Source organism: Cyanobium sp. L1E-Cus, from assembly GCF_024345755.1.
In the GTDB taxonomy this organism is placed as follows: Bacteria; Cyanobacteriota; Cyanobacteriia; order PCC-6307; family Cyanobiaceae; genus Cyanobium_A; species Cyanobium_A usitatum.
Genome location: NZ_JAGQBS010000019.1, coordinates 1 through 21,674, shown reverse-complemented (window position 1 = coordinate 21,674; position 21,674 = coordinate 1). Strand labels below are relative to the sequence as shown.

Below are 21,674 nucleotides of genomic sequence, written 5' to 3'. Positions count from 1 at the left end.
ATCTCAACAGCAGCGTTGTGGATCTAAGCAACCGCTCAAACTGCTGTTGCCCATCGTGAACCTGGCTCTGGCTTTCTCAGGCGGTCCTCCATGGCCCTGATCTGAATTGATACACTCCATAAAGACACAGCTATGGCTGCATCGGGATATCGACAACCTTCTTGCACCGATCTACTGAAATCGCGACGCTCCAATAAAAGAGATCTCGCGATCCTCCCAGAGGAAGTGCCGCGGACGGACACAGTCGATGTGCATGTCACTTCGCTTCATTAGGCGAATCATCGGCTCGTTGACCTCCATCGTGCCTGCTGTAACGCGGCGTAAGCCTGCCTCGTAGAGGAGATACTGCATCACAGCGGTCCACGCCATCGATGCATAACCCCTTCCCCACACACCCTTGTCGCCGATCATGATCGAAAGGTCCGCAGCACGGTTTGGAGGATCGATAGCCACGGATATGTTCCCGATGTGAAAGGGTTCACTATGATCAGCTTCTATTGACAGGAATAGACTGCTTGACGCCCTCATCCTCTCAAGGTAATCAGAACATGACTCCAGGGAATGAACCCTATGCCGCTGCTCAGAATAACGCACAACCTCCGGATCGTTCAGCCAACCGACATAGCGCTCGGTTAATAGTTCGTCGCGAAAGCTAGAGATGTAAAGGCTGCCCAGATTCAGCGGCCTGAAATTACCCACGTACATTAGGTGACCCATGTGCATGGATGTCGACAATGAATGCCATCATCGCAGCCACCGCATCTGGCCGAGTCTCTAGGGATTCTTGAGCGATACCAGACTCCGGATAGGACAGGAGGAGATTGAGGAGCGCGACCCGAAGACTACTCCGCTCGGTGACCGAAGGAATGACCCCTAATGCTACATCCGGCAGCCAAGCCTTTTCTTGCTCGCGAGGTAGTATTGACAGACAGTTCAGACCCATGTCGGATGCCTGAAGTAACAACATGCTAGTCATGCCAACTACCAAGTCTGAGGTGGCGACGACTTCAAGTGGATCACCGCCAATACTGACCTCATCAAACTCGTCGCTGAGTGCACCTAGATCGCTCTTGGCCTGTTTTGGATGCAGCCGTAGAACGAGCGTAGAATTAATGCCATGATGGTCGCGCAGCGCCGATAGCGCATCCAGCAATTCCTCAGCAACGATGGCCGTTCTTGCAGAAGAGTTACCACGTCCCATCAAAGTATAGTCTTTAGAACGCGTGTACTGACCTTGATCGAGGCCATCCGAAAGTTCGGATACAAAGACAATACGATATTTATCCTGTGTGCGAGCGTGACAACCGTCATCCACAGCCAAACGGAGAGACTGAGAGCGCCGTCTCGCGAGGTCACGCGCCGGATGTCCAACTATAGAGATCCGGTCCCGCGGGAAACCTAGCTGGTCAAAAGCATCGGCTGTTGCTTCATCTGGAACGATCATCCAATCTGGGACATGTGCTAGTGGCACATCGCTGGAACCACGAAAACGGAACTGGGCATTAACGGCCGCGTCTACTACACCTAACGTCTGAATACCGGCTAAGCGTGCTGCACGAACTAAACCGAAAGCAGGAGTATGTTTATCTTCACAAGTTCCAATGATCAGCAAGTTACATCCGTAGGCGCGCAGGATTTTTTCGGCATCCTGCTCCGACGGAGGTTGGATGACTAGATACCCCCGTTCACTTAGTTGGCGGGCCCCTACGCCGACACCAAAGATTACCAGAGATACATCCTGCTCGATGAGCATATCAACTAATGGTGCCAGGAAGTTCAAAGCACCTGGATCCTCGACCATTACGATTATCGAGGATCCATCTGAAGACTCGTTCGTCACGCGCTCACGAAGTCAAGCCGTTAGAGACAGTCCGGGATATCTCATCGACCCACCGTGAAGTCACGAGAGCCGAAGAACCAGGGCTATGAAGAATCCGGAAATCGTCCATTTCAAGCGCCTCGAGCAAGTTCTCGTACATCCAATAGAGGGCATTACCTACTGTGCTCTGCAGATCAGCGCCAGCATCGTTCGCAATCTCACGCTCACCGGTCATGGCGCGATTAGATACAGCGGGGAAATGGCGGAGGACAAGCCCCTCATTGAGAATATCTAACCGGCCATCACTCCCCCAGATGATCATGCCGTTCTCCCGATAAAGACGAAAATCAATTGGGGAGAAAGAGACGATTAAGCCTGAATCCATACGCAGGCTAAAGGTAGGATTGATATCACCAGGAATGGGACCGTTCACGGACCAGGTGCCCGGGTCTATAATCCTGAAATTTTCGACTTCGCCAAAGAACATCCGAACCAGGTCGACCATATGACTACCATTGTTCAGAAGGCCGTTGCCATAAAGACAGTTAACTACCATCGGCTCACCGATAAGATCTGTCAAGTCGCCGTTAGCGAGTCCTCGGAACCCCCGATCGGCACGACGCCAAAAGTTCACCTGGACCATCAGCTCACGCGCCGAGCAATCCTTTAGGAACTCATACGCAGAAGATAAATCTTCGCCAAGAGGCTTCTCTGCAAGCACTGCACGCAGCCCCGGCAGGCTCTGTACTATGCCGAGGCGAACCGAGGGAGGCGTAGCGAACACCACAATATCAATCTCAGCTGCTGCGTCACCAAGCTCATCAATGGATGAAACCACAATTGGCACTTCCCAGTTGCTGAGTGCAAGTTGGCGCGCGATAGGATCGGGTTCTACGACTACCTTCCATTCAAGTCTCGGATGGTCCCGCAAAACTTGGGCATGCGCTGCATAAGGGTAATACTTGGCCATGGCTGCATCTGCCGCATAGCCGGCAGCCATTCGGCCGAAACCCACAAGCGCGACACGCCAAGACTGCCTATTCATCGCAAGGGTTTCTCCATACAGTCGGCATTAATGCAGCAAAGATGCGGCTCACGGTCAAGGAGTTGCAGGATTTCACGGACACCGAATATCGCTCCATGCAAGGGCAACAAATGCGTATAGACCTCACGGACAAAAGCCAAGTCCTCCGCATAGTCTAGTTGAAGACGAAGCTCGGGTCTATGCTGCGAGCGATCGGCAATCAGATGAATCGTTCGATAGTCAGAGGGCGTCTCGTAGAAATAAAGAGATACATGTTCACGAACTGCAGGGTCCGAAATCCGCGCCTCAACATCAGCCAAGGCCTCGAGCCCAAACACCTGGACATCTGCACCTTGGGGGAAGGAGGGCACACGCGCATTGGTCACCACGTCACAATCGTTGGCAAAGAATGTTTCCACTCCGAGATCGATGACATCGGGATCTAGCAGAGGACAGTCACCAGTTACCTCAACCACCACATCTGAACCCATGAAACGGTGCGCACCCACAACTCGCTCAAGGACATCGTCTTCGCTGCCGCGGTAAACGGCGAGCCCTTCAGATCTGCCCCAATCCTCCAATGCGTGATCGCGAGGAGATATGGAAGTAGCAAGAACAATGTCATCAATCATCCGACATGCCCGCAAGCGATCAACCAAGCGTCCAAGTGCTGGTCGACCACATATGTCAGCTAAAACCTTCCCGGGAAGACGGGTAGAACCCATCCTGGCCTCAATGCTGGCGACGACTTTCATCCGCGGGCGCGATATCAGAGAAGGTGGCGATTTGCATGGACCTTGCGGAAGGCTGCAATGAGGTCCGCGAGCAGCTGGTCATCAATGCGGAAAGCACAGGTTTCGAAGCAAAGCAATTCGCTTTCGTACATTCTCTCGGCTACAGGACACAATCCCTTGAAGTATTGGCGATCTGAGAGCGTGAAAGGCCAGCCATTCCGCCCAATCGCCACGCGCTTCTGAAAAACAGGAAGCATATAAAGGGGCTTTACATAGCCAACAAAATGCGGGAAACCCTCCGCCGACAAAGCCTGCGAAAACTTCTCGCGAGAGACGCCTAGCCGCACTTCATCAAGCCTTGCTGCCCATACGTAATAAACATGGCGGCATGCTGTGCGGACCATAGGTGGGGTTACTCCCTCCAACCCGGCCAAACCTGCGGATAGGCCTTCGGCAAGTCGTTGACGCCTTGAAACCTCAGTTTCGATACGATCAAGCTGGGCTATGCCAACTGCAGCCGACATCTCTGTCATTCGGTAATTGAAACCGATCATGTTGACGGGATCGCCGATCTCTGCGGGTGCGACGATGTTCTCCGCATGGTTGCGTATGGCCTGCAGACGCAACGCCAACCCGGGGTCTCGAGTCACACACATGCCGCCCTCACCAGTATGAATGTGCTTGTGATAGTTGAGACTAAACACACCGATGTCGCCGACGGTACCTGCGTAACTGCCTGACTCGCTCGCCAATGGGCCCTGTGCATTGTCCTCCACGAGGGCGATGCCGCTGGACCGTGCAAGAGAAGCGAGCTCATGCAATCGAGCAGGGTGGCCAAAAAGATTAACTGCAATGATTGCACGTGTTCGCGGTGTGATAGCGGCGGCGACCTTCGCAACGTCTAGACAGAAGGTCTCGGGCTCAATGTCTACAAAGACAGGAATGCCTCCATAAATTAGCGGAGCCATCACCGTCGCCGACATGGTCAAGGGAGGGACAATGACCTCGTCACCAGGGCTGATGCCTAGCGCTCCCATGGCAGCATACAATCCGGAAGTCGCTGAATTGACCGATACAACATGGGGTATACAGAATCTCTCTGCCCATGCCCTCTCGAATTGCTTTACCTCAACACCTCCAAGGAACTCCTTTCCCCAGCTCCCATAGAATCCAGAAAGAGACCCGTTTTGAAATACCCTGCGAACGGCATCAAACTCTGCATCACCAATAGTTGAATCTGCGGGCAATGGGCAATCAATAGCAGGCTGGCCGCCGTGCAGTGCGAGCTTCACGTCAATCTTACTTTGAGTCATGGTTCTAATTTTATTTGCAAGAAAGCCTGGTTCTTGGCCAAGGCGGTGTCAAGCCCACCATCCAATGGGGCCCATTAATTTAGCTTCCGAGGCTCACCAAATGAATTTAGCAAAGCTGCGCACCAAGCGCGGAGCTCTGGATCAACAAGCATCAGTACTTCGCTCATAACAAATCAAAGAGTGCGACAACAGCGATTGGGCAAGAACCTAGGGCTCGCACTTCTACCACAATTGAGAAGAAAGCAAACCAAAGCTGAGCTCTTGTGGGCGCAAGGATAAGGCATTGTTCCCTCTTGATTCATTTTAGTCAAGATGAACGATAAGACACATGTACTTCGGGCTTGAGTTTAGATCTTTTCATGGCAGCTGCCAATTAAGACAAGCTCCGGGATAGGGCAGACTATTTGCGTCCAAGGCTACTCTGCTCTTCATTCCATAGCATGTATTCGATGAAACAATGTAGCGAAGGTCTGAATAGACAATGCGCCTGCGATGGGTCGACAACAAGAAAATTAGATCTAGCTAGAATTTTGGCTATCGACCAAGTGTAAAATGGCCTATATGGGAGCCGTTCCAAGAGTCAAATAGAGAGGTGCTTCACGGAGTGCACTCGCGAGCACAGTCAGAGTAACTGGTCAAGATTCAAAGGCTCTCCACAACTAAAAGAACGTCTCGCCGTACGACCCAAAAGATTCCAATATAGAGCCGGCGGTGCACCATCGCCCGGCCGCACAATCCGAATATTTGATTCAGAGAATGCTTCCCCCTCCGCAATGTCTGCGGCCACGTAGATAGATCGACGGAAGACAAGGCTGCCCTGCTCTGCCTCAGTGGGCCCGTAGCGCACCTCTCCTAAGGCCTGCCAGGCCCGCTCGCTCTCATGCACCAGCGCTGACAGCTCGGCAGGTTCCAATGAAAAGGCACTGTCCACTCCACCTTCGGCGCGGGAAAGGGTGAAATGCTTCTCAATCACCGAGGCCCCCAGAGCAACGGCGGCTACGGCCACGCCCAAACCCATGGTGTGATCGGAAAGACCAACATCACAACCGAACAACGTGCGCAGGTGTGGGATGGTGCGGATGTTGGTGTTCTCAGGAGTGGCCGGGTAGGTACTGGTGCACTTGAGCAGGATCAGCTGCTGGCAGCCAGCTGATCGCGCCGTTGCCACCGCCTGCTCCAATTCGCCGAGGCTGGCCATGCCCGTGGAGATGATCAAAGGCTTACCAGTAGATGCCGCTTTGGCAATCAATGGGAGATGATTATTCTCAAAGCTGGCGATCTTATAAGCCGGCACATCGAGGCCTTCCAGGAATTCTACAGCCGACTCATCAAAGGGTGAGCTGAAGCACACCATGCCATGCTTTTTAGCCCGCTCCATGATTGGGGCATGCCAATCCCAGGGCGTATAAGCCTTCTTATAGAGATCATGGAGGTTCTGGCCCGCCCAGAGGGAATCGGGATCACTGATCTCGAAGCTACCCCCACGCACATCGAGTGTCATCGTGTCGGCGGTGTAGGTTTGCAGCTTGATCGCGTGGGCTCCCGCATGGGCCGCTGCGTCAACGATCGCCAGGGCCCGCTCCAGGCTCTGGTTGTGGTTTCCGCTCATCTCGGCGATGACAAACGGGGGGTGCTGCGCTCCAATGGGTTTTTTCCCTAAGAAAAATGACATCTATCGAGAAAGCAAACCGTACATAGAAAGCCTTACACAGTTATACGAGAAGCCGCAGAGAACTGTGCCGCTAAGCCACGAAAAACAGACACAGGGGTCTCCCAGGCTTCGGGCATACAGATCATCCATTCCTCTAAATCGCGCGCTCGGTGGACCGTAGGCAGACCCTGCTGCCTCCATCCAGCACATTCCTTGGCCCTGAGATACATCCAGCTTTGCGAGAATAAGCTAACAACTTCAACACAATGCAAATTGTACAGACTCCGGAATGTATGGTCACTGCAATCAACACGAACTTCTCTTTGGAAGAGGATGTTGCCCGTGTCTAGGCCATCATCCAGAAGATGGATTGTCACCCCCAACGGAAGCTCATTGACAACGCTCCAGAAAACAGGATGAGCGCCACGCGAATTTGGAAGCATGCTGATATGCAAATTAATTGCCGCCAGCGGAAACATTCTGAGGACGGAGGGCTTAATGATATGGCGGTAACCATAGGAGACAATAAAATCTATGTCATGATCGATACAAAACTGTTTATCAATCGGATCGGTGCATTCTATGTACGTATCGCCATAGAGATCCAATGCAGGCCGAAGGGCTTCTGGATACGGACACAGCAGCAGGACTCTCATGCCTTGGAATGAGACAAAGAAAGGGATTGAATAATTGATTCAATTGTATTAATGCTAGGATAAACATCACCGTTGTAGAAAGGATGCGCAAAAGCGAGCCTTTCATGGATGGAAAATAAATCGCCGGGGGCGACACCATCAAAAGTGTGACGAAAGGCCCTAAGAGACCGCTCTTCGCTAGCCAGGCAGCCCAAATCAGGAGACTTACAACTTGATCCGCTTACATTAATTGGCACATGGCCAGGGAAAACATAGCGGAAGATCTCAGCAGTCCTCGCCACATGATAGTCAGAGGTCACAACATCTAGAGAACTGGTGGGCTTGTCACAGAGCTTCTCTATGAGAATGCGGGAAAAGAAAGCATCGCCTACTGTATCCCTTGACATAGTCTGACAGACAAGCTTGGGCAAAAGATCCGGGCGCCTCTCGGTAACATATAGCTTAAGAGCTTCGGCGATAGGCAGATCAGAATCTGGGCGATATGCCCAGCCACAGAGAATTATATTTTGAGCCGGCCTAATCTCGTCAAGTGTGATTGCCAGATCAACCCTCTCCATGCTTTCGCCATTGAGCCGACCCGAACGGCTCATCAGGTTGGCAAGAACAACCGTAAACTTTTGCTGCCTACCCATAGTTGACATCGCTTCCAAACAAAACAACCACCCTCAATTCAGGCGGCGAAAGCCGCCATGGCAGACCGGCCACTCTAGCAGCTCCTCCACCGATCGACCCGCTTCACATTCCGCGATCAGAGCGAACACCCCATCGAGAGCCTCCAGGTAGGGCTCGATCACGTCTGGAGTGTGCGCCAGACAGGAGTAACAGCTGGTGCTGGCCAGATAGCCCCGCTTGAGCATCTCCTGGGTGATCAGCGTTTTGTACTCGAGAGCCTTGGGACTCTGGATCGCGAATCCCGTGAGGGCCGGCAGGCCGTTGTGGGTGATGCTCAGGCCATGGCGATCGGCCAGCTCCTGCCATCGGCGGCGCAGCTCCAGGCCCGTGGCCGTGACCCGCTCCCAGCTGCGCTCGCGCTCCATCACCTCCAGGGTCTTGAGAGCAGCACTAGGCCCGATGCGCTCGGTCCAGAAAGTGCTGCTGATGAAGGTGCTCTGGGCCGCTTCCATCACAGCGCGGCGGCCGATGGTGGCGGTGATGGCATAGCCATTGCCCAGTGCCTTGCCGAACATCGCCATGTCGGGCTCAACGCCGTATTTCAGGTGCAGGCCACCGAAGGTTTCACGGAAACCGGAGGTGCACTCATCAAAGATCAGCACGATGCCGCGGCGGTTGCAGAGCTCCCGCACGCCCTCAAGAAAGCCGGGATCAGGAGGGCTGGTGCGCTGCACCTCCATCTTCACGGCGGCCAGTTGATGGCTTGCGGCAATGCTCTCCAGCTGATCCAGGCGGTTGAAGCTGAAAGGCTGCACGGTTCCCGCCAAGGCACGGGGAACGCCGTTGGGCTCAAGACCCGGCAGGAGATGCTCCTCTAGGCCGGAATCGTTCTGCAGGTTGGTGGCCAGGTACCAATCATGCCAGCCGTGATAGCCGCAGATGGCCACCGTGTCGCGGCCGGTGGCGGCGCGCGCTATGCGGATGGCGATGGCGTTGGCCTCACCGCCGCTGCGGGCGAAGCGGGCCATCTCGGCCCAGGGATGCAGGGCCACCAGCCGTTCGGCCAGCCACACCTCCTCCGGACAGTTGAGGGTGCTCATGTTGCCGGCAGCCACGGTGGCCGCCACGGCCCCATCCACCTCGGGATGGCCATAACCGAGCAGGTTGGTGCCGATCCCCATGATACTCATGTCGATCAGCTCGCGGCCATCGAGGTCCCAGACGCGGCAGCCCTTGGCCCGGGAGAAGTAGGCCGGCCACTGCTCCGGCAGGAACATCTCCGCCCGCTTGGAGAGCAGCATGTTGCCGCCGGGAATCACCCGCTTGGCGCGGCGCCACAACTCCTGTCCCTGTCCCTCACTCATCACCAACGGCTGCACCTGAGCGGAATCCTCGGCCAGAGACTTCATGAATCCCTCATTGCGCATCGTGGCGAGGTTTCGAGCGGCCAGCTCGGGGTGCTGGTCCAGATAGGTCACCACCGCATCCACTCCGAATGCCGGATCCTGCGGCTCCAGCGCCGCCACAATCGCGCGCACCACCTGCAGATCCGCCGGATCATCCACAGTGACGCGGTAGTAGGGGCGCACCGGCTGATGGCGGAAATGCCCCCAGCGCAGGCCAGCGCCGGAACTGCGGAACCAGGGCGTCACATGCTCCCGCTCGGAGGGCAGCTGCGCAGCGCTGGCGGCGCGCTCCAGCATCTCGGCGCGGAACACTTCGGCATCGAAACCGTCCGGCACACTCAGCTGCTGCTCATCCACGCAGTTGGCCAGGTAGTCCCAATCGCCTTCGGCGAAGGCCTCCACCAGCTCATCGATCAGCGCGGGATCACTCAGCGGACAATCACCAGTGAGGCGCACCACGGTGGAGGCCTGCTCCAGGGCTGCACAAGCCCGGAAGCGCTCAAGCACGTCTTGAAGGTCACCACGGAACACCGAGAAGCCAGCCGTACTCACCACATCCGCCAAGGTGTCGTCGGAGCTGTGATCCGAAGTGGCGAGCACCAGGCGATCGAGCCGCCGACAGCGGCGCAGGCGCTCCAGCTGATGCAGGATCATCGGCTTGGCGCCGATCGGCAGCAGCACCTTGCCCGGCAGGCGGGAGGAAGAGCTGCGGGCCTGAACAATGGCAAGAGTGGTCATGGGGCTGGCCTCCAGTGGCTGCGCGGCAGGCCGAGGCGCCAGACATCCAGGCGCTGGCCGCCACTCACCACCTCCAGCCGCAGCGTGCCTTCCAGCTCAAAGCCGCACTTCTCGAAGGCGCGGCGACTGCCGATGTTTCCGGCATAAATGCCGGCATTGAGTTTCTGCAGATCCAGCTCGCGAAAGCCCCAGTCGCGCACCAGCGCGATGGCTTCACTGGCATAGCCCTGGCCCCAGCAGCTCCGGTCGCCGATGAACAGGCTGAGGTCGGCACGGCGGTGCAGCCACTGAATCGGGCCGAGCTTGATGTTGCCGATATGGCGACCATCGCCAACGAGGCAGATGGCGAACCAGGGGCTGGCCGGATCATCGCGATGGGCCTGCCAGTAGCCCTGCAGTGCTTCCTGCGTCTGCGGCAGGAAGCGGGTTTCCAGATAGCGATTCACCTCGGGGTCGTTCAGCCAGCCCAGATAGGTGGCGTTGAGATCCGAAGGCTCGAGGGCACGCAGACACAGGCGAGAGGAATTGAGCATCGGTCAGACCTCGAGGCGGATCGCCAGGCCGGCATTACGGATGTGGGACCGGCACTGCATCGGGTTTTGGTCCCGCTGGCAAAAGAAGGTTCCAGCGGCCACCGCGGCGGCGCCGGCCTCGTAGCCCTCCACGAAATGCTGCGCCAGCCCGCAGCCACCGGAGGCGATCAGCGGTACGGCGAGCGTTGACGCCATGGCGGCGGTGAGCGCCAGATCCAGGCCTTCTCCAGTGCCATCGCGCTCGATCGCCGTGGCCAGCACCTCGCCGGCACCTCGCTGCACCGCCTCGCTGGCCCACTGCAGGGCGTCGCGACCCGTATCCGTCTGACCGCCAGCTGACCAGACCCGCCAGCCGCCTCCGGTGAGAGATCTGGCGTCCAGGCTGAGCACCACGCACTGGGCGCCATAGGCACCCGCAACCTTGTCGATCAAGTCCGGCTGGTCAAGTGCTGCACTGTTGAGCACCACCTTGTCCGCACCCCTATCCAGCAGGGCCTGCACCTGCTCAAAGCTATGCAGGCCACCACCCACGGCCAACGGCGTGGCTAGGGCATCTGCCACGGCTTCCACGGTGCTCAAAAGCACAGGCCAACTCTCCGGACTGCGCTCGAGATCCACCAGGATCAGCTCATCGGCCAGCTGTGCCTCATAGATCTTGGCCTGGGAAAGGGGATCACCGATGGCACGGCGGCTGCCGAACTGGCGGGTTATCACCAGCACCGGTTGAGCACCGCGAAATCTCTGGCGCAATCCCAGCTGCAGCTTGGGAATCAGACGGCGCTTCAGCATGGCGTCAGCGCCAGAAAGTTCTCAAGGAGGCGACGCCCGAGCCGCTGGCTTTTTTCCGGGTGGAACTGAACGCCGTAGCAGGCGCCTTTACCCACCACCGCGGTGAAAGGCTGTCCGTAATCCGACATCGCCAGGGAGTGAGCGGGGTCGAGCGGCTGAAAGGCGTAGCTGTGCACGAAATACAGATCGCCACCGTCCGGCAAACCGTCCGCCAGAGCTCCGGCATGGGCGTGCCAGTGCAGCGCATTCCAGCCCACATGCGGAAGCACAAGGCCCGGGCCCACGGCCAGGCGTTGCACCTGGCCGGGAATCAGATCCAGACCCTGCACTACCCCATCGGCAGCCGACCCTTCAAAGCCCTGACTGGCCAGCAACTGCATACCAAGACAGATCCCAAGCAGAGGCCGGCCGGCCTGGCACCACTGCTCCTGAATCCAGCCATCCCATCCGGAGGCCCGCAAGGCCTGCATGCCAGTGGTGAAAGCACCCACCCCGGGTAGAACCGCATGGGTGAAGGCAGACGCGGCTGAGGGTGGCAGCTGCGCCCGCTCTAGATCACAGTCCTGCCGTTGAAGCGAGGCCACAACCGAACCGATGTTGCCGAGGCCGGCATCGATCACCAGCACACGGGGGCGGCTCATGCCACACCGCAACCGCTGGAGGAACCACAGCTGGCACAGGTTTCAGCCCAGCGGCCCACCTGATCCTCGGCATCAGCGGGATCGAGGCCATCACCGCGCAGCCACTGGCCGAAATCGGACGTGGTGTCACCGGGTCGAATCGCTGCGGCATCGAACTGCCAAGGGGACACCTGATGCCCTGTCGCGATGGCATAGAACTCCGCTTCCTCCAGCCCCACATACTCCAGGAACAGATCAAGGCTGGGCGGGCGGCGACCCTCAAACTGCTTGATCATCGCTTGGGCTTCCTCTTGGGAGATGCGCTTGTTGCGCAAATCAATGGCCGCCAAGTGGGTGGGCCGAGTATAACCACGCTTGATGTATTTGATATAATCACGCACGCCCTGCATCCAACATTCAATCTTCTCGTAATTGAATTCTTCCGGCACGTTCTCCACTGCATCGCCCTGCCAGCCAAGCTCAGACCTTATCTTGGCCACCTGCATTTTTACATCCCAGGGGATGTAACTACCAAGGCAAACGGATCGATAACCCAATGTTCTCAGATCTTTGAGGGCTGGGTAGCGGAATGGCTCTAGATCGCGCTCATCAAGAAAGCCGTCTAGGCGAATGAGCATATCTTCGGCGGAGATGCCGAGATTTACATAGCGATTGAAGCGCTCCTCGTCTACCTGCTCCGGCTGGTCATAGCTGTAGTAAGCGGTGTATTCAGCAGAGGGCTCACCCCAGAAGATCAGGGGCACCTGTTCCTTCAGGGCCACCTGCATCGGATAGGCAAAGATGCCGGTATGGCAGTGCCAGCAGAAGTCACCCTTCTCAAGAAAGGCCTGCAGCATCAGCCGCTGCACCACCTTCCAGCTGGGGGTGAAATCGTGCACATCCACACCCAGTTTTCGGAAGACGCGATCGCAGTTAGCTCTCAGATTGGGTCTCAGAAAACCATGATTGAACCGCACCACCAGGGGCTTGATGCCTGGGTAGCGCTGCATGAGGTAGTAAAGCGTCCAGGTGCTGTCCTTGCCGCCGCTGAACGGAACCAGGCAGTCGTAGCGATACCGGCCACGATACTCCGCCACCAAGGCATCTAGCTGCTCGAGGCGGTCCTGCCAGTTGATCTCGGCCTTCACATCCTGCGCGCGACAGACGTTGCAGACACCCTGCGCATCCAGCACGAGCGTTTCGTGGGTTTCGGGCAGCAGGCAACGGCTGCAGCGCTTGAGGGAGGCGGAGAATGGAGAACTCATAATCAGCTAGGCCAGCGGCGTGGATCGAGAATACCGGGATCCTGCAGAGCCCAGGTGTGCCATTCACCCTGCTGCCAGGGAGGGAACGCCGCCCAGGCCTGCTGTAGCTCGGCCAGCTCCCGGCAGCTGCATAGGCCGATCACTACAGCCTCGAGGTCCGCCTGCATTTGGGCGAAACCCAGGGCCAACTCAATGATCTGACAGCCCCGCTCCAGGGCCAGAGCCTCGAGCCGATGATGGTGACGCCGCACCTCAGGCCCGACCCAGCTGGGCCAGCGCTCAGCCGGGGTGAGCAAGAGGCCCTGCAGATAAAGACTGCGGGCGTGAACGGCCGTGCCCCTGGCGCGCAGCCGAGCCAGCGTGCCGTCCTGGAGCAAACGCTGGTCGTAGAGGGAGAGAGGCACCTGAACCAGATCAAGCAGGGCCGGATCCACACCATCAAGATCTGAGGCGCCGTAAATCGACACGCCCAGCCGCTGCACCAGACCGCGATCCCGCAGGCCAATCAACCACTCCTGCAACCACTCACCGCCAGGCTTACTCAGATCGCTCGGCGCATGCAGCAGCAATGCATCGAGGCGCCTAAGACCGAGTCGTTGACAGGAAGCATCAAACGCCTGCTCCCAGAGGGTCTGATCCGCTGCGGTGAAGCTCTGCTGCGGTTGTGCCGGCAATTTGCTGATTAGCTGAAAGCTATGGCCAACCGGCATGTTGCGTCCGAGGACTGCTTCAGCGTTGCCATAGGCCTGTGCCGTGTCGAGCCAGCGGATGCCACTGGTGGCATCCTGCAAAAGTTGCGCCACCTCGGATTCCGATACCTGGCCCGCGGCGTTGGTGATGCCATAGGCCAGGCCGAACTGGGCGGTGCCCAGGCAGAGCTGTGGGGTCATGCAGCCATCAGGGAGGCCAGGGCAGCCGCCACACGCTGCTGCTCCGGTCCGCTCAGACCGGGATAGAGGGGCAGGCTGATGGCATTGGTGGCATAGGCCTCAGCTTCCGGGAAATCACCCTCCTGGAAGCCGAGCCTCCGGTAATAGGGCTGCAGATGCACCGGGCTGTAGTGGAGCTGCACACCAATGCCGGCAGCCCGGAGGCCTTGAAAAACCTGCCGGTGATGGGCACGGCTGGGGTCCTCCAGGCGGATCACAGCGAGATGCAGCGCAGAACTCACATCTTTGGGGATCTCCAGCAGCCGGAGGGGGAGGCCTGTAAGGAGCTGGCGGTACTGCTCCAGAAGCCTTTTCCGTTCCGTCACAACCAGCTCAAGGCGCTGCAACTGGCTGATGCCAAGGGCCGCCTGCAGATCGGTCATGCGGTAGTTGAAGCCGAGCTCCTGCTGCTCGTAGCTCCAAGGCCCAGGGGCCGGCCGCTCAAAGCGGGATTCCTCTTTGGTGATCCCATGGCTGCGCAGATCCGCCATGCGCTGGGCCAACTGAGGATCATTGGTGGTAGCCAGGCCGCCTTCGCCGGTGGTGATGATCTTCACAGGGTGGAAGCTGAACACCGTGATGTCGCTGTGACGGCAGTCGCCGACGGGAAGGCCTTGATAGTGGCCACCGATGGCGTGACTGGCATCCTCGACGACCGCAACCCCGTACTGGCGCGCAAGAGCCGCGATCGGCTCCATCGCACAGCTGGTGCCGCAGAGGTGAACGGGCACCAGCACTTTGGGCAGCCTGCCCTCGCGGGCGGCCTGCTCCAGCTTCTGCTCCAGGGCATGGAGGCTGATGAGGCCAGTAGCCGGATCAATATCAATAAAGTCGACTTCCGCACCGCAGTAGCGGCCGCAGTTCGCCGACGCCACGAAGGTGATCGGGGTGGTCCAGAGGCGATCGCCTGGGCCCAGGTCGAGGGCCAAGCAGGCGATGTGCAGGGCGCTGGTGGCGCTGTTAACGGCCACCGCATGATCGGCCTGAACACGCTGTGCCACGGCCTGCTCGAAGCTGGGTACAGCGGGGCCCTGCGTCAGGAACGGGCCGCGCAGCACCTGCACGACGGCCTCAATGTCGGCCTCGGTGATTGTCTGGCGGCCGTAGGGAATAAAGGCAGGCACAGCAGGACGCTCAGAACGGTTGGAACGCGGAATCCACGTGCTCACGAATGAGGCTGCGCAGCTGCTCCACCGACAGAAACTCTGGATTGCTGCCGGAGTTGTAGGCGAAGCCAGACGGCACGACGGCACTGCTGATGTCAGCATCCTTATAGAGACGCTGCACGCGACCATCACTGGGCAGGATCGCGTAATACTCACCCAGGTCGATCGTGGTGAAGCTGTCAGACGAAGTGATCATCTCCTCGTGAATCTTCTCACCCGGCCGGATACCGGTGATCGGCTTCTCGCAGCTAGGCCCGATGGCCTCGGCTACATCAGTAATGCGGTAGCTGGGAATCTTGGGGACAAACAACTCGCCGCCCAAGGCGTTCTCCAGTGCCCACAACACCATCGCCACACCCTCGCTCAACGTGATATTGAAGCGCGTCATTGATGGATCCGTGATCGGCAACAAACCCGTTTTGGCCTTCTCCAGAAAAAAGGGAATGACTGATCCACGCGATCCCATCACATTACCATACCGCACCACCGAAAAACTCAGATCGCGGACCCCCTTGATGTTGTTGGCGGCGATGAACAGCTTGTCGGAGCAGAGTTTGGTAGCACCATAAAGGTTAATTGGTGCGGCGGCTTTGTCCGTGCTGAGGGCCACGACCCGTTTCACTTCTGTATCGAGGCACGCCTGCACCACATTTTCAGCGCCGAGCACATTTGTGTTGATGAACTCCATCGGGTTGTACTCCGCTGCCGGGACCTGCTTGAGAGCCGCAGCGTGCACAACGGTGTCGATGCCCTCCAGTGCACGCCGGAGCCTGTCGCGATCGCGCACGTCACCGATGAAGAAGCGTAGCTGTGGAAACTGACTTTCAGGATAGTGCTGTTGAAGCTCCCACTGCTTGAGCTCATCACGGCTGTAGATTACAAGCCGCTCCACGGCAGGGATTCTGTTAAATATTTCAGCAATGAAGGCCTTGCCGAAGCTTCCCGTACCACCGGTGATCAGGATCCTTGAGCTTGAATTGAAAACCATGAATGTCGATCGATTGCAGTAGATGATCAGTTGGCAGCCAGTACAGCCTGTTGTGGGTCATTAGACACCAAGCAACCCTTGAACATTATGGTCACGCGACCATAATGTTCAAGGGTGGTGAGCATGTGAGCAACCATTAAGATCGCAAGCTGTTAGATGAGGATTTCGATAGCATCCATCAAAGGCTATTCCGTGGCGGCATCCAAGGCGATGGTGGACTCGTCAAACACCAGCCGCGGGGCGCTCTCGTGTGGATCTTGGTAGAGATGAACGATGCGGCTGGTGTTGAAGCTGCTGGCGCTCCGTTTGATCACATCCACCACTCAGCCCTTGACCAGCAGCAATCCCGCCAGATAGCTGCTGTCTTGGCCGGTGATGCCGGTGATCAGGGCGGTTTTGGCTGCGGTGGGGCTGGAGGTCATCGGCTGGACGAAGGGGCTTTAGGTGGAAACGGTGGTGGCGGTGGCGAAGTTATGTCGCTCGAAAACCCCTTAGAGGTTCCGTACAGACCGTACGGAAGCCTGGACAGTGCTCGGAGGGCTCATGCGGGTAGTCATCTCAGCGCCAACCTCACCCGGCGCCAGCCATTGGCGATCGCCAGGGAAGGTAGGCATCGGTGCAGAGGCGACCTGGCACAACCGAGGGAGCTGGTTCCTGGCTTTGAGAATTTTGACCTGCAGCATGCCAATTCGGCTGTCATCAAAGTTGCCCGCTTTGCTCGCTGGTCTGTTGAGCTGAACGCTGGTTCTGGCCACAAGGGCTAACTGCTGCTGAACAAGGGGACCCAGCGCTGGCTTGGTACTCCTTGACCAACCTCTGCAAAATCCCCACAGCTTCCTGCCGATCCCAATCAGCCAAGGCTTGATCTAAACGATCCAAAAGTTCAGTCAGCTCATCGGAACCCAATCCCAGTTCTTGAGCCTTACGAATCAGGGGATGCCCCGTGGACTGATCGCTATCAGAGAGTAAAAGCTCTTCATAGAGCTTTTCCCCAGGCCTAAGGCCCGTAAAGGTGATGGCGATATCCCCATCGGGGTTCTTGCTATCGCGCACTGTGAAGCCCGAAAGCTCCACCATCTGCCGGGCCAGATCTACCAACTTCACCGGTTCGCCCACATACAGCACAAACACTTCGCCCCCTCTGGCCATCCCCGTGGCCTGCAGCACGAGCTGGGCTGCTTCTGGAATGGTCATGAAATAGCGGGTGATCTCCGGGTGGGTCACCGTGACCGGGCCGTCAATGGCAATTTGCTCACGGAATAGGGGCACCACCGAGCCAGAAGAGCCCAACATATTGCCAAAGCGCACCATCGAGCAGATCGGGCCGCTGCCTTGTGCCGCCACCCGGGCCGCCGCATCCTGCACCAGCAGTTCACACACCCGCTTGCTGGCCCCCATCACATTGGTGGGGCGCACCGCCTTATCCATAGAAATCAAGGTGAAGCGCTTCAGGCCGCAGGCAATGGCCGCATCGAGGGCAGAGCGGGTGCCAAAGATGTTGTTGGCCAGCCCTGCGCAAACGTTGACCTCCACCAAGGGCACATGCTTGTAGGCCGCAGCGTGCAGCATCACCGTGATGCCATGGCGGCGCAGCAGCATCTCCATCCGCGGCCGATCGGCCACAGCGGCGAGCACCGGCACCAGCTCGATGCCCTCTGCCCAGGCCTTGCCATGGGGCTCTTGGTGGATGGCATAGAGGGCATATTCATTACGCTCCAGCAGCACCAAAACCTTGGGCCGCTGGCTCAGCACCCGGCGGCACAGGGCAGATCCAATCGATCCGCCCGCACCAGTCACCAGCACCGATTCCCCCTGCACCGCCGCCTGCAACAGCTCGGGGATCGGCTCAGAGGGTTCGCGGCCCAAGAGCTCTTCAATCGCCACCGACCGCAGCTCACTCACGGAGCTCTCGCCTGAGGCGATCTGGGCTAATGAGGGCATCGCAATCACCTCCAGGCCCATGGCCTTGAGCTGCCGCACCAATTGGCTGCGCCGCGACAGCGGCGTGGAAGGCATGGCCAGCAGCACCTGGCGCCCCCAGAGCTGGGGGGCATCATCCAGCAGGCCCACAATCGAAAAACGCAGATCAAAGCGCAGGCTCTCCAGCAGCCTCAGACCTGCTTCTCCTGCCCCATAGATCAGGGTTTTTCTGCCTTCGCCCTGGCCCTGGCCTAGGTTTCGGCGACCTCATGGAAGCGGCGGATCAGGGCCGAAACCACGTGGCTGATGGTGGGCTCTACGGGCCCAGTGAGCATGGATTTCTCGCGGATCGGCTGCTCGGCAAACTTGGGTTAGATGCAGCTGGTGCCCAGAAACAACAGGCGCCCTACCACGATCGCCAGGCCGCTTCGATCACATTGGTATGGATCTTGAGGTTGTCGAGCACCAGCGGCAGATAGCCGGCGCCGCCGGTGACGAGAATCGTCATCTTGGTTGGATGGGCTTGATGGGATACGGGCTGAAACCCGTGAGGAGCTTGTTGTAAATGGTCCTTTGCGCACAGTAAGCGGCTGAATGGTTCGTTCGGGCTGGGACGCCTGGCGGCTCAGGGGGAAGCCACCGCCTCCGTGAACCCCACCCGGGCCGCCAGCGCCTGCACCAGCGGTTGCTGCCACAGCCGCTCCGGATCGCTCAGCACCGCCAGAAACGGCAGCACCACTTGGCTCAGGATGGGAAACAGGTTGTTGGGAATCCCGCTGGGATCCTCGCCGATGCGGCCGCTCGGATGGGCACCCACCGCAGGCGGCAAGCAAGCCATGGCGTGCACGATTCCGTACAGGCTGTACAGAATCCTGAGCACTTGCAAATGAGAGGGGGGGGACTAGGCGTTAGCAGCTAGCCAGGCGGCCAGATCGGCTGGGCCCTGGAAGTCGAGCAGGGCATCGGCTAGGGCTTCCAGCTGCTCCAGGGGCAGGGCCTGGATCTGGGCGGTGGTGGCTTCGCTGAGGGGGCCGCAGCGGCGGTTGAGGAGGCGGAGGGTCATCTTGGCGGCTTCTCGGGCTTCGCCCTCCTGGCGGCCTTCTTGGCGGCCTTCTGCCAGCCAATCCTGTACCGCCCGGGTGTGGCGGATCTCTTCTCGGGGGATACCGGCAATCACCATGATTTGCGCCTCTGTTAGCTGGGGAAACCGTTGCACCAGCATAGGCAGCACAACTGTTTTTAGATCAGGGCCGCACCGGCAAGGTGAGCAGATTCAGCAGTGGATCCAGATTCGGCTGCTGGCTCAGCTCCTCAAGGCTGAGCCACACCACCTGTTGATCCAAAAACACCTGCAGCGCCTGGGTTGGGCCAAGCTTGAGGCGGTTATGGGGCGTGATCACCAGCACAGCCCAATGCTCCACCTGGGGGTGCTGCTGCAGAAACCGATAGGTCTGCGCCGCTAGGCGGTGGTGAAAGCCTGGATCTGGGTGCATCTGCACTTCCAACAGCACCACCGGAAACTCCGGGCTGCCGGTTTCGACGCAGCCGGTGGTTTCCCTCGGCCAGAGCACGCCATCGAGGCGGTGGCTCAGCTCCTTGATCTCGAGGGCTTGAAAGCGGTAGAGCTGATCGCCGGGGGCATCTGGGTCGTGGCCCAGCGTGTTGGCGCCGGCGGCTGAGCCTGGGAGGAGCGAGCGGATTAAATCCGGGGCGCTCTGGAAAACGCGGTAGTACCAGCGGTCGGTATTCACTGGCTGCAGCTCGTGCAGGGCTTGGTGGGCGTAGGGCCTTGTTGGCGGCTGGCGGCTGAGTGGTTTGTTCGGGCTGAGGCGCCTGGCGGCCCAGGGGGGGAGTCACCGCCATAACAATTTGGGTGCCTCGCTGAATCTGTACAGCCTGTACAGACTTCTGCACACATGCAAATGAGAGGGGGGAACTAGGCGTTAGCGAATGAGGCGTTCAGGTCAGTGGCTTAGGAGTTCCTTGGTTGGAGACACCAGATTGGGGTGACGCTTCTACGGCGCACCTGCAAAGCCAGGGCTGATTCGTGCACCAGAGCCGCCACCAACAGGGAGGTGTCGAGGTAAAGGCGCCTCAATAGCGAGCCCCCTCCCGCATGCTGGCGATATCAATTCCTTTGTGCAGGGGTTGGGCCCTGGTGGCAGCCAAAAAAGTTTCCAGATCAAAGCCCACCGCAGGCTGCTCGGCCGCCCGGGTGATCTCCACGTCTTCACCTGATTCCACGGCAACCAAGAGGGCCGAAAGCTGGGCTTTGGCCTGCGCCACGTTGAGACTGCGCATCTTGTGGAGGGTTGGTTAGATGACCAAAATAGCGGTGGCTGTCTCGGCTGGTTTGGGTTCAGGCGTTGGCGGCCAGCCAGAGGGGGCCGCAGCGGGGTTGTGCCTCAAGCGATAGATATTGCCTGCCGTGGCGCCGGAGCTCCGCGAAGCAGTCCTGCCACGCTCAGATCTTCATCAAGGCTGGGCCAGTGGATGCCGAAGCCAACGCCGGCAATTTGCCAGTCCTCACGCTCGACTGGTGTGGCGTGAAGCAGGCGCGGATACCAGGCCAGGGGGGCGGAAATCGTGCGACCGTCGGCCAGCGAGACGACCAGCGCGTCGTCTGTGCAGTGCACGTTGGTGATGCGTTCGCCAGGATTAACCATGGAACTCTCGCCATGCCTTAAGCAGCGTATCGCCGTTGAGCTGGACAAGCCGCTCGATCTCGCGGAGCTCTCGAGCACTGAAGCCCAGATTGCTGCTCATGGCCACTGGCGATAGCCAGATTTTGCAGGACGATTCATCGCGGTCGACATGAATGTGAGGCGGTTCGTTGGGCTCGTGGCTATAGAAATAAAAGCGATAGGGCCCGCTGCGTAGAACTGTTGACATGCCCTTGGCGCATTTGTCCTTGACCTGAATCAGTCTGACCAGCTGTCAAGGGGCTGCAGCTCATGCGGAGCTTTTTGCGTGTGGAGCCTTGTTGGCGGTAGGAGGCTGAGTGGGTTGTTCCGGCTGGTGTTTCTGGCGGCTCAGGGGGAAGCCATGACAATTTGGACGTCTCCCTGAATCTATACAACTTGTACAGATTCCTGCACGGTTGCGGATGGAGGAGTCAAGCCAGGAGGCAGAGGCTGGTATAGCAATTATTGACAAAGTCTAGGTACAACAATTCCGTTAAAGCTTAGGCGAGCAGGAGCTATACGCTCAACCACCTCACCTCTAAGCAATTTAAGCATTGCACCCTTTGAAAGAAAGGGGGGGATGAAATTGAAATATAGTTACATGCGAACTGGGTTTAGGGGCACTAAATACCAATATTTAAGCAGCCAAGACGACGCCAAGTTCGGCGCTGAGCGCGGTACGTCTTTTAAGAAAGGCTAAGGAGACTCTGGAAAACGCAGGGCATCCACGCGAGAATAGGTGCGCATACCAAGGCCGGGACTGGGGTGATGGGCGGCAAGCAGCTCGGGTTTGCTGATTACGAGCAAACAACAGCCAAAAAGCGCAC

The 21,674-nt window shown here is 58.3% G+C and carries 23 protein-coding genes and 2 pseudogenes; all 25 read right to left on the bottom strand.

Going from position 1 to position 21,674, the window contains the following annotated elements:
- Positions 1–171: 171 nt before the first annotated feature.
- The 25 genes and pseudogenes from KBZ22_RS14445 to KBZ22_RS13150 all read right to left on the bottom strand — a co-directional run bounded on the left by KBZ22_RS14445 (position 172) and on the right by KBZ22_RS13150 (position 21,055).
- Positions 172–705 carry a GNAT family N-acetyltransferase gene (locus tag KBZ22_RS14445; protein ID WP_396112138.1) on the bottom strand — a complete coding sequence of 178 codons (534 nt, stop codon included), beginning with the start codon at positions 703–705 and terminating at the stop codon, positions 172–174.
- Positions 692–1,801, bottom strand: a complete 1,110-nt coding sequence (locus tag KBZ22_RS13265) for a hypothetical protein (RefSeq protein WP_255022323.1) — start codon at positions 1,799–1,801, stop codon at positions 692–694. Before KBZ22_RS13265 ends, KBZ22_RS14445 begins: the two co-directional genes overlap by 14 nt.
- Positions 1,802–1,844: 43 nt before the next feature.
- Positions 1,845–2,789 carry a Gfo/Idh/MocA family protein gene (locus tag KBZ22_RS13260; RefSeq protein ID WP_255022322.1) on the bottom strand — a complete coding sequence of 315 codons (945 nt, stop codon included), beginning with the start codon at positions 2,787–2,789 and terminating at the stop codon, positions 1,845–1,847.
- A 71-nt stretch (positions 2,790–2,860) separates the two neighbouring features.
- Positions 2,861–3,568: a cytidylyltransferase domain-containing protein gene (locus tag KBZ22_RS13255; protein ID WP_255022336.1), complete on the bottom strand. Its 708-nt coding sequence runs from the start codon at positions 3,566–3,568 to the stop codon at positions 2,861–2,863.
- Between the two features lie 44 nt (positions 3,569–3,612).
- Positions 3,613–4,869: a DegT/DnrJ/EryC1/StrS aminotransferase family protein gene (locus KBZ22_RS13250; RefSeq protein ID WP_255022321.1), complete on the bottom strand. Its 1,257-nt coding sequence runs from the start codon at positions 4,867–4,869 to the stop codon at positions 3,613–3,615.
- 643 nt (positions 4,870–5,512) lie between these two features.
- Entirely contained in the window at positions 5,513–6,562 is a 1,050-nt protein-coding gene (pseI, locus tag KBZ22_RS13245; RefSeq protein WP_255022320.1) for a pseudaminic acid synthase, read from the bottom strand.
- A 32-nt stretch (positions 6,563–6,594) separates the two neighbouring features.
- On the bottom strand, positions 6,595–7,197 hold the full coding sequence (locus KBZ22_RS13240; protein ID WP_255022319.1) for a formyltransferase family protein: 603 nt from the start codon (positions 7,195–7,197) through the stop codon (positions 6,595–6,597).
- Positions 7,194–7,838, bottom strand: coding sequence for a YdcF family protein (locus KBZ22_RS13235; protein ID WP_255022318.1), 645 nt, complete (start codon positions 7,836–7,838; stop codon positions 7,194–7,196). The genes KBZ22_RS13240 and KBZ22_RS13235 overlap by 4 nt, the downstream gene beginning before the upstream one ends.
- Positions 7,839–7,862: 24 nt before the next feature.
- On the bottom strand, positions 7,863–9,953 hold the full coding sequence (locus KBZ22_RS13230; RefSeq protein ID WP_255022317.1) for an aminotransferase class III-fold pyridoxal phosphate-dependent enzyme: 2,091 nt from the start codon (positions 9,951–9,953) through the stop codon (positions 7,863–7,865).
- Positions 9,950–10,486 carry a GNAT family N-acetyltransferase gene (locus KBZ22_RS13225; protein ID WP_255022316.1) on the bottom strand — a complete coding sequence of 179 codons (537 nt, stop codon included), beginning with the start codon at positions 10,484–10,486 and terminating at the stop codon, positions 9,950–9,952. Before KBZ22_RS13225 ends, KBZ22_RS13230 begins: the two co-directional genes overlap by 4 nt.
- Positions 10,487–10,489: 3 nt before the next feature.
- Positions 10,490–11,275, bottom strand: coding sequence for an imidazole glycerol phosphate synthase subunit HisF (gene hisF / locus KBZ22_RS13220; protein WP_255022315.1), 786 nt, complete (start codon positions 11,273–11,275; stop codon positions 10,490–10,492).
- Positions 11,269–11,916, bottom strand: coding sequence for an imidazole glycerol phosphate synthase subunit HisH (gene hisH / locus KBZ22_RS13215; protein WP_255022314.1), 648 nt, complete (start codon positions 11,914–11,916; stop codon positions 11,269–11,271). The genes hisF and hisH overlap by 7 nt, the downstream gene beginning before the upstream one ends.
- Complete coding sequence (locus tag KBZ22_RS13210; RefSeq protein WP_255022313.1) at positions 11,913–13,160, bottom strand: N-acetyl sugar amidotransferase; 1,248 nt, start codon at positions 13,158–13,160, stop codon at positions 11,913–11,915. Before KBZ22_RS13210 ends, hisH begins: the two co-directional genes overlap by 4 nt.
- Positions 13,161–13,162: 2 nt before the next feature.
- On the bottom strand, positions 13,163–14,050 hold the full coding sequence (locus KBZ22_RS13205) for an aldo/keto reductase (RefSeq protein ID WP_255022312.1): 888 nt from the start codon (positions 14,048–14,050) through the stop codon (positions 13,163–13,165).
- The gene (pseC, locus tag KBZ22_RS13200) at positions 14,047–15,258 is read right to left on the bottom strand and encodes a UDP-4-amino-4,6-dideoxy-N-acetyl-beta-L-altrosamine transaminase (protein WP_255022311.1); all 1,212 of its coding nucleotides are present in this window, start codon (positions 15,256–15,258) and stop codon (positions 14,047–14,049) included. The genes KBZ22_RS13205 and pseC overlap by 4 nt, the downstream gene beginning before the upstream one ends.
- Entirely contained in the window at positions 15,224–16,243 is a 1,020-nt protein-coding gene (gene pseB, locus KBZ22_RS13195) for a UDP-N-acetylglucosamine 4,6-dehydratase (inverting) (protein ID WP_255022310.1), read from the bottom strand. The genes pseC and pseB overlap by 35 nt, the downstream gene beginning before the upstream one ends.
- Positions 16,244–16,470: 227 nt before the next feature.
- A pseudogene (locus KBZ22_RS13190) lies at positions 16,471–16,665 on the bottom strand (GDP-mannose 4,6-dehydratase); the annotation flags it as partial.
- 277 nt (positions 16,666–16,942) lie between these two features.
- Entirely contained in the window at positions 16,943–18,313 is a 1,371-nt protein-coding gene (locus KBZ22_RS13180) for a nucleoside-diphosphate sugar epimerase/dehydratase (protein ID WP_255022309.1), read from the bottom strand.
- A gap of 158 nt (positions 18,314–18,471) precedes the next feature.
- A pseudogene (locus tag KBZ22_RS14365) lies at positions 18,472–18,629 on the bottom strand (NAD-dependent epimerase/dehydratase family protein); the annotation flags it as partial.
- Between the two features lie 159 nt (positions 18,630–18,788).
- Positions 18,789–19,043, bottom strand: coding sequence for a hypothetical protein (locus KBZ22_RS13175; protein ID WP_255022337.1), 255 nt, complete (start codon positions 19,041–19,043; stop codon positions 18,789–18,791).
- Positions 19,044–19,064: 21 nt separating this feature from the next.
- Positions 19,065–19,379: a DUF4351 domain-containing protein gene (locus KBZ22_RS13170; RefSeq protein WP_255022308.1), complete on the bottom strand. Its 315-nt coding sequence runs from the start codon at positions 19,377–19,379 to the stop codon at positions 19,065–19,067.
- Between the two features lie 28 nt (positions 19,380–19,407).
- A complete protein-coding gene (locus KBZ22_RS13165) occupies positions 19,408–19,914 on the bottom strand; it encodes an Rpn family recombination-promoting nuclease/putative transposase (protein ID WP_255022307.1) in 507 nt (168 codons plus the stop codon).
- A gap of 343 nt (positions 19,915–20,257) precedes the next feature.
- On the bottom strand, positions 20,258–20,464 hold the full coding sequence (locus tag KBZ22_RS13160) for a type II toxin-antitoxin system Phd/YefM family antitoxin (protein ID WP_255022306.1): 207 nt from the start codon (positions 20,462–20,464) through the stop codon (positions 20,258–20,260).
- Positions 20,465–20,568: 104 nt separating this feature from the next.
- Positions 20,569–20,829, bottom strand: a complete 261-nt coding sequence (locus KBZ22_RS13155; RefSeq protein ID WP_255022305.1) for a DUF2442 domain-containing protein — start codon at positions 20,827–20,829, stop codon at positions 20,569–20,571.
- Positions 20,822–21,055 carry a DUF4160 domain-containing protein gene (locus KBZ22_RS13150; protein ID WP_255022304.1) on the bottom strand — a complete coding sequence of 78 codons (234 nt, stop codon included), beginning with the start codon at positions 21,053–21,055 and terminating at the stop codon, positions 20,822–20,824. Before KBZ22_RS13150 ends, KBZ22_RS13155 begins: the two co-directional genes overlap by 8 nt.
- Positions 21,056–21,674 lie beyond the last annotated feature (619 nt).

Excerpts from the sequence above, each read along its gene's own strand:
- KBZ22_RS13255 (WP_255022336.1), bottom strand. The coding sequence starts at position 3,568 with ATGGGTTCTACCCGTCTTCCCGGGAAGGTTTTAGCTGACATATGTGGT.
- pseB (WP_255022310.1), bottom strand. The coding sequence starts at position 16,243 with ATGGTTTTCAATTCAAGCTCAAGGATCCTGATCACCGGTGGTACGGGA.
- KBZ22_RS13155 (WP_255022305.1), bottom strand. The coding sequence starts at position 20,829 with ATGGTTAATCCTGGCGAACGCATCACCAACGTGCACTGCACAGACGAC.
- KBZ22_RS13210 (WP_255022313.1), bottom strand. The coding sequence starts at position 13,160 with ATGAGTTCTCCATTCTCCGCCTCCCTCAAGCGCTGCAGCCGTTGCCTG.
- KBZ22_RS13150 (WP_255022304.1), bottom strand. The coding sequence starts at position 21,055 with ATGTCAACAGTTCTACGCAGCGGGCCCTATCGCTTTTATTTCTATAGC.
- KBZ22_RS13225 (WP_255022316.1), bottom strand. The coding sequence starts at position 10,486 with ATGCTCAATTCCTCTCGCCTGTGTCTGCGTGCCCTCGAGCCTTCGGAT.
- KBZ22_RS13160 (WP_255022306.1), bottom strand. The coding sequence starts at position 20,464 with ATGCGCAGTCTCAACGTGGCGCAGGCCAAAGCCCAGCTTTCGGCCCTC.
- KBZ22_RS13240 (WP_255022319.1), bottom strand. The coding sequence starts at position 7,197 with ATGAGAGTCCTGCTGCTGTGTCCGTATCCAGAAGCCCTTCGGCCTGCA.
- KBZ22_RS13230 (WP_255022317.1), bottom strand. The coding sequence starts at position 9,953 with ATGACCACTCTTGCCATTGTTCAGGCCCGCAGCTCTTCCTCCCGCCTG.
- hisF (WP_255022315.1), bottom strand. The coding sequence starts at position 11,275 with ATGCTGAAGCGCCGTCTGATTCCCAAGCTGCAGCTGGGATTGCGCCAG.
- KBZ22_RS13265 (WP_255022323.1), bottom strand. The coding sequence starts at position 1,801 with ATGGTCGAGGATCCAGGTGCTTTGAACTTCCTGGCACCATTAGTTGAT.
- hisH (WP_255022314.1), bottom strand. The coding sequence starts at position 11,916 with ATGAGCCGCCCCCGTGTGCTGGTGATCGATGCCGGCCTCGGCAACATC.
- KBZ22_RS13260 (WP_255022322.1), bottom strand. The coding sequence starts at position 2,789 with ATGGCCAAGTATTACCCTTATGCAGCGCATGCCCAAGTTTTGCGGGAC.
- pseI (WP_255022320.1), bottom strand. The coding sequence starts at position 6,562 with ATGTCATTTTTCTTAGGGAAAAAACCCATTGGAGCGCAGCACCCCCCG.
- KBZ22_RS14445 (WP_396112138.1), bottom strand. The coding sequence starts at position 705 with ATGTACGTGGGTAATTTCAGGCCGCTGAATCTGGGCAGCCTTTACATC.
- KBZ22_RS13235 (WP_255022318.1), bottom strand. The coding sequence starts at position 7,838 with ATGTCAACTATGGGTAGGCAGCAAAAGTTTACGGTTGTTCTTGCCAAC.
- KBZ22_RS13205 (WP_255022312.1), bottom strand. The coding sequence starts at position 14,050 with ATGACCCCACAGCTCTGCCTGGGCACCGCCCAGTTCGGCCTGGCCTAT.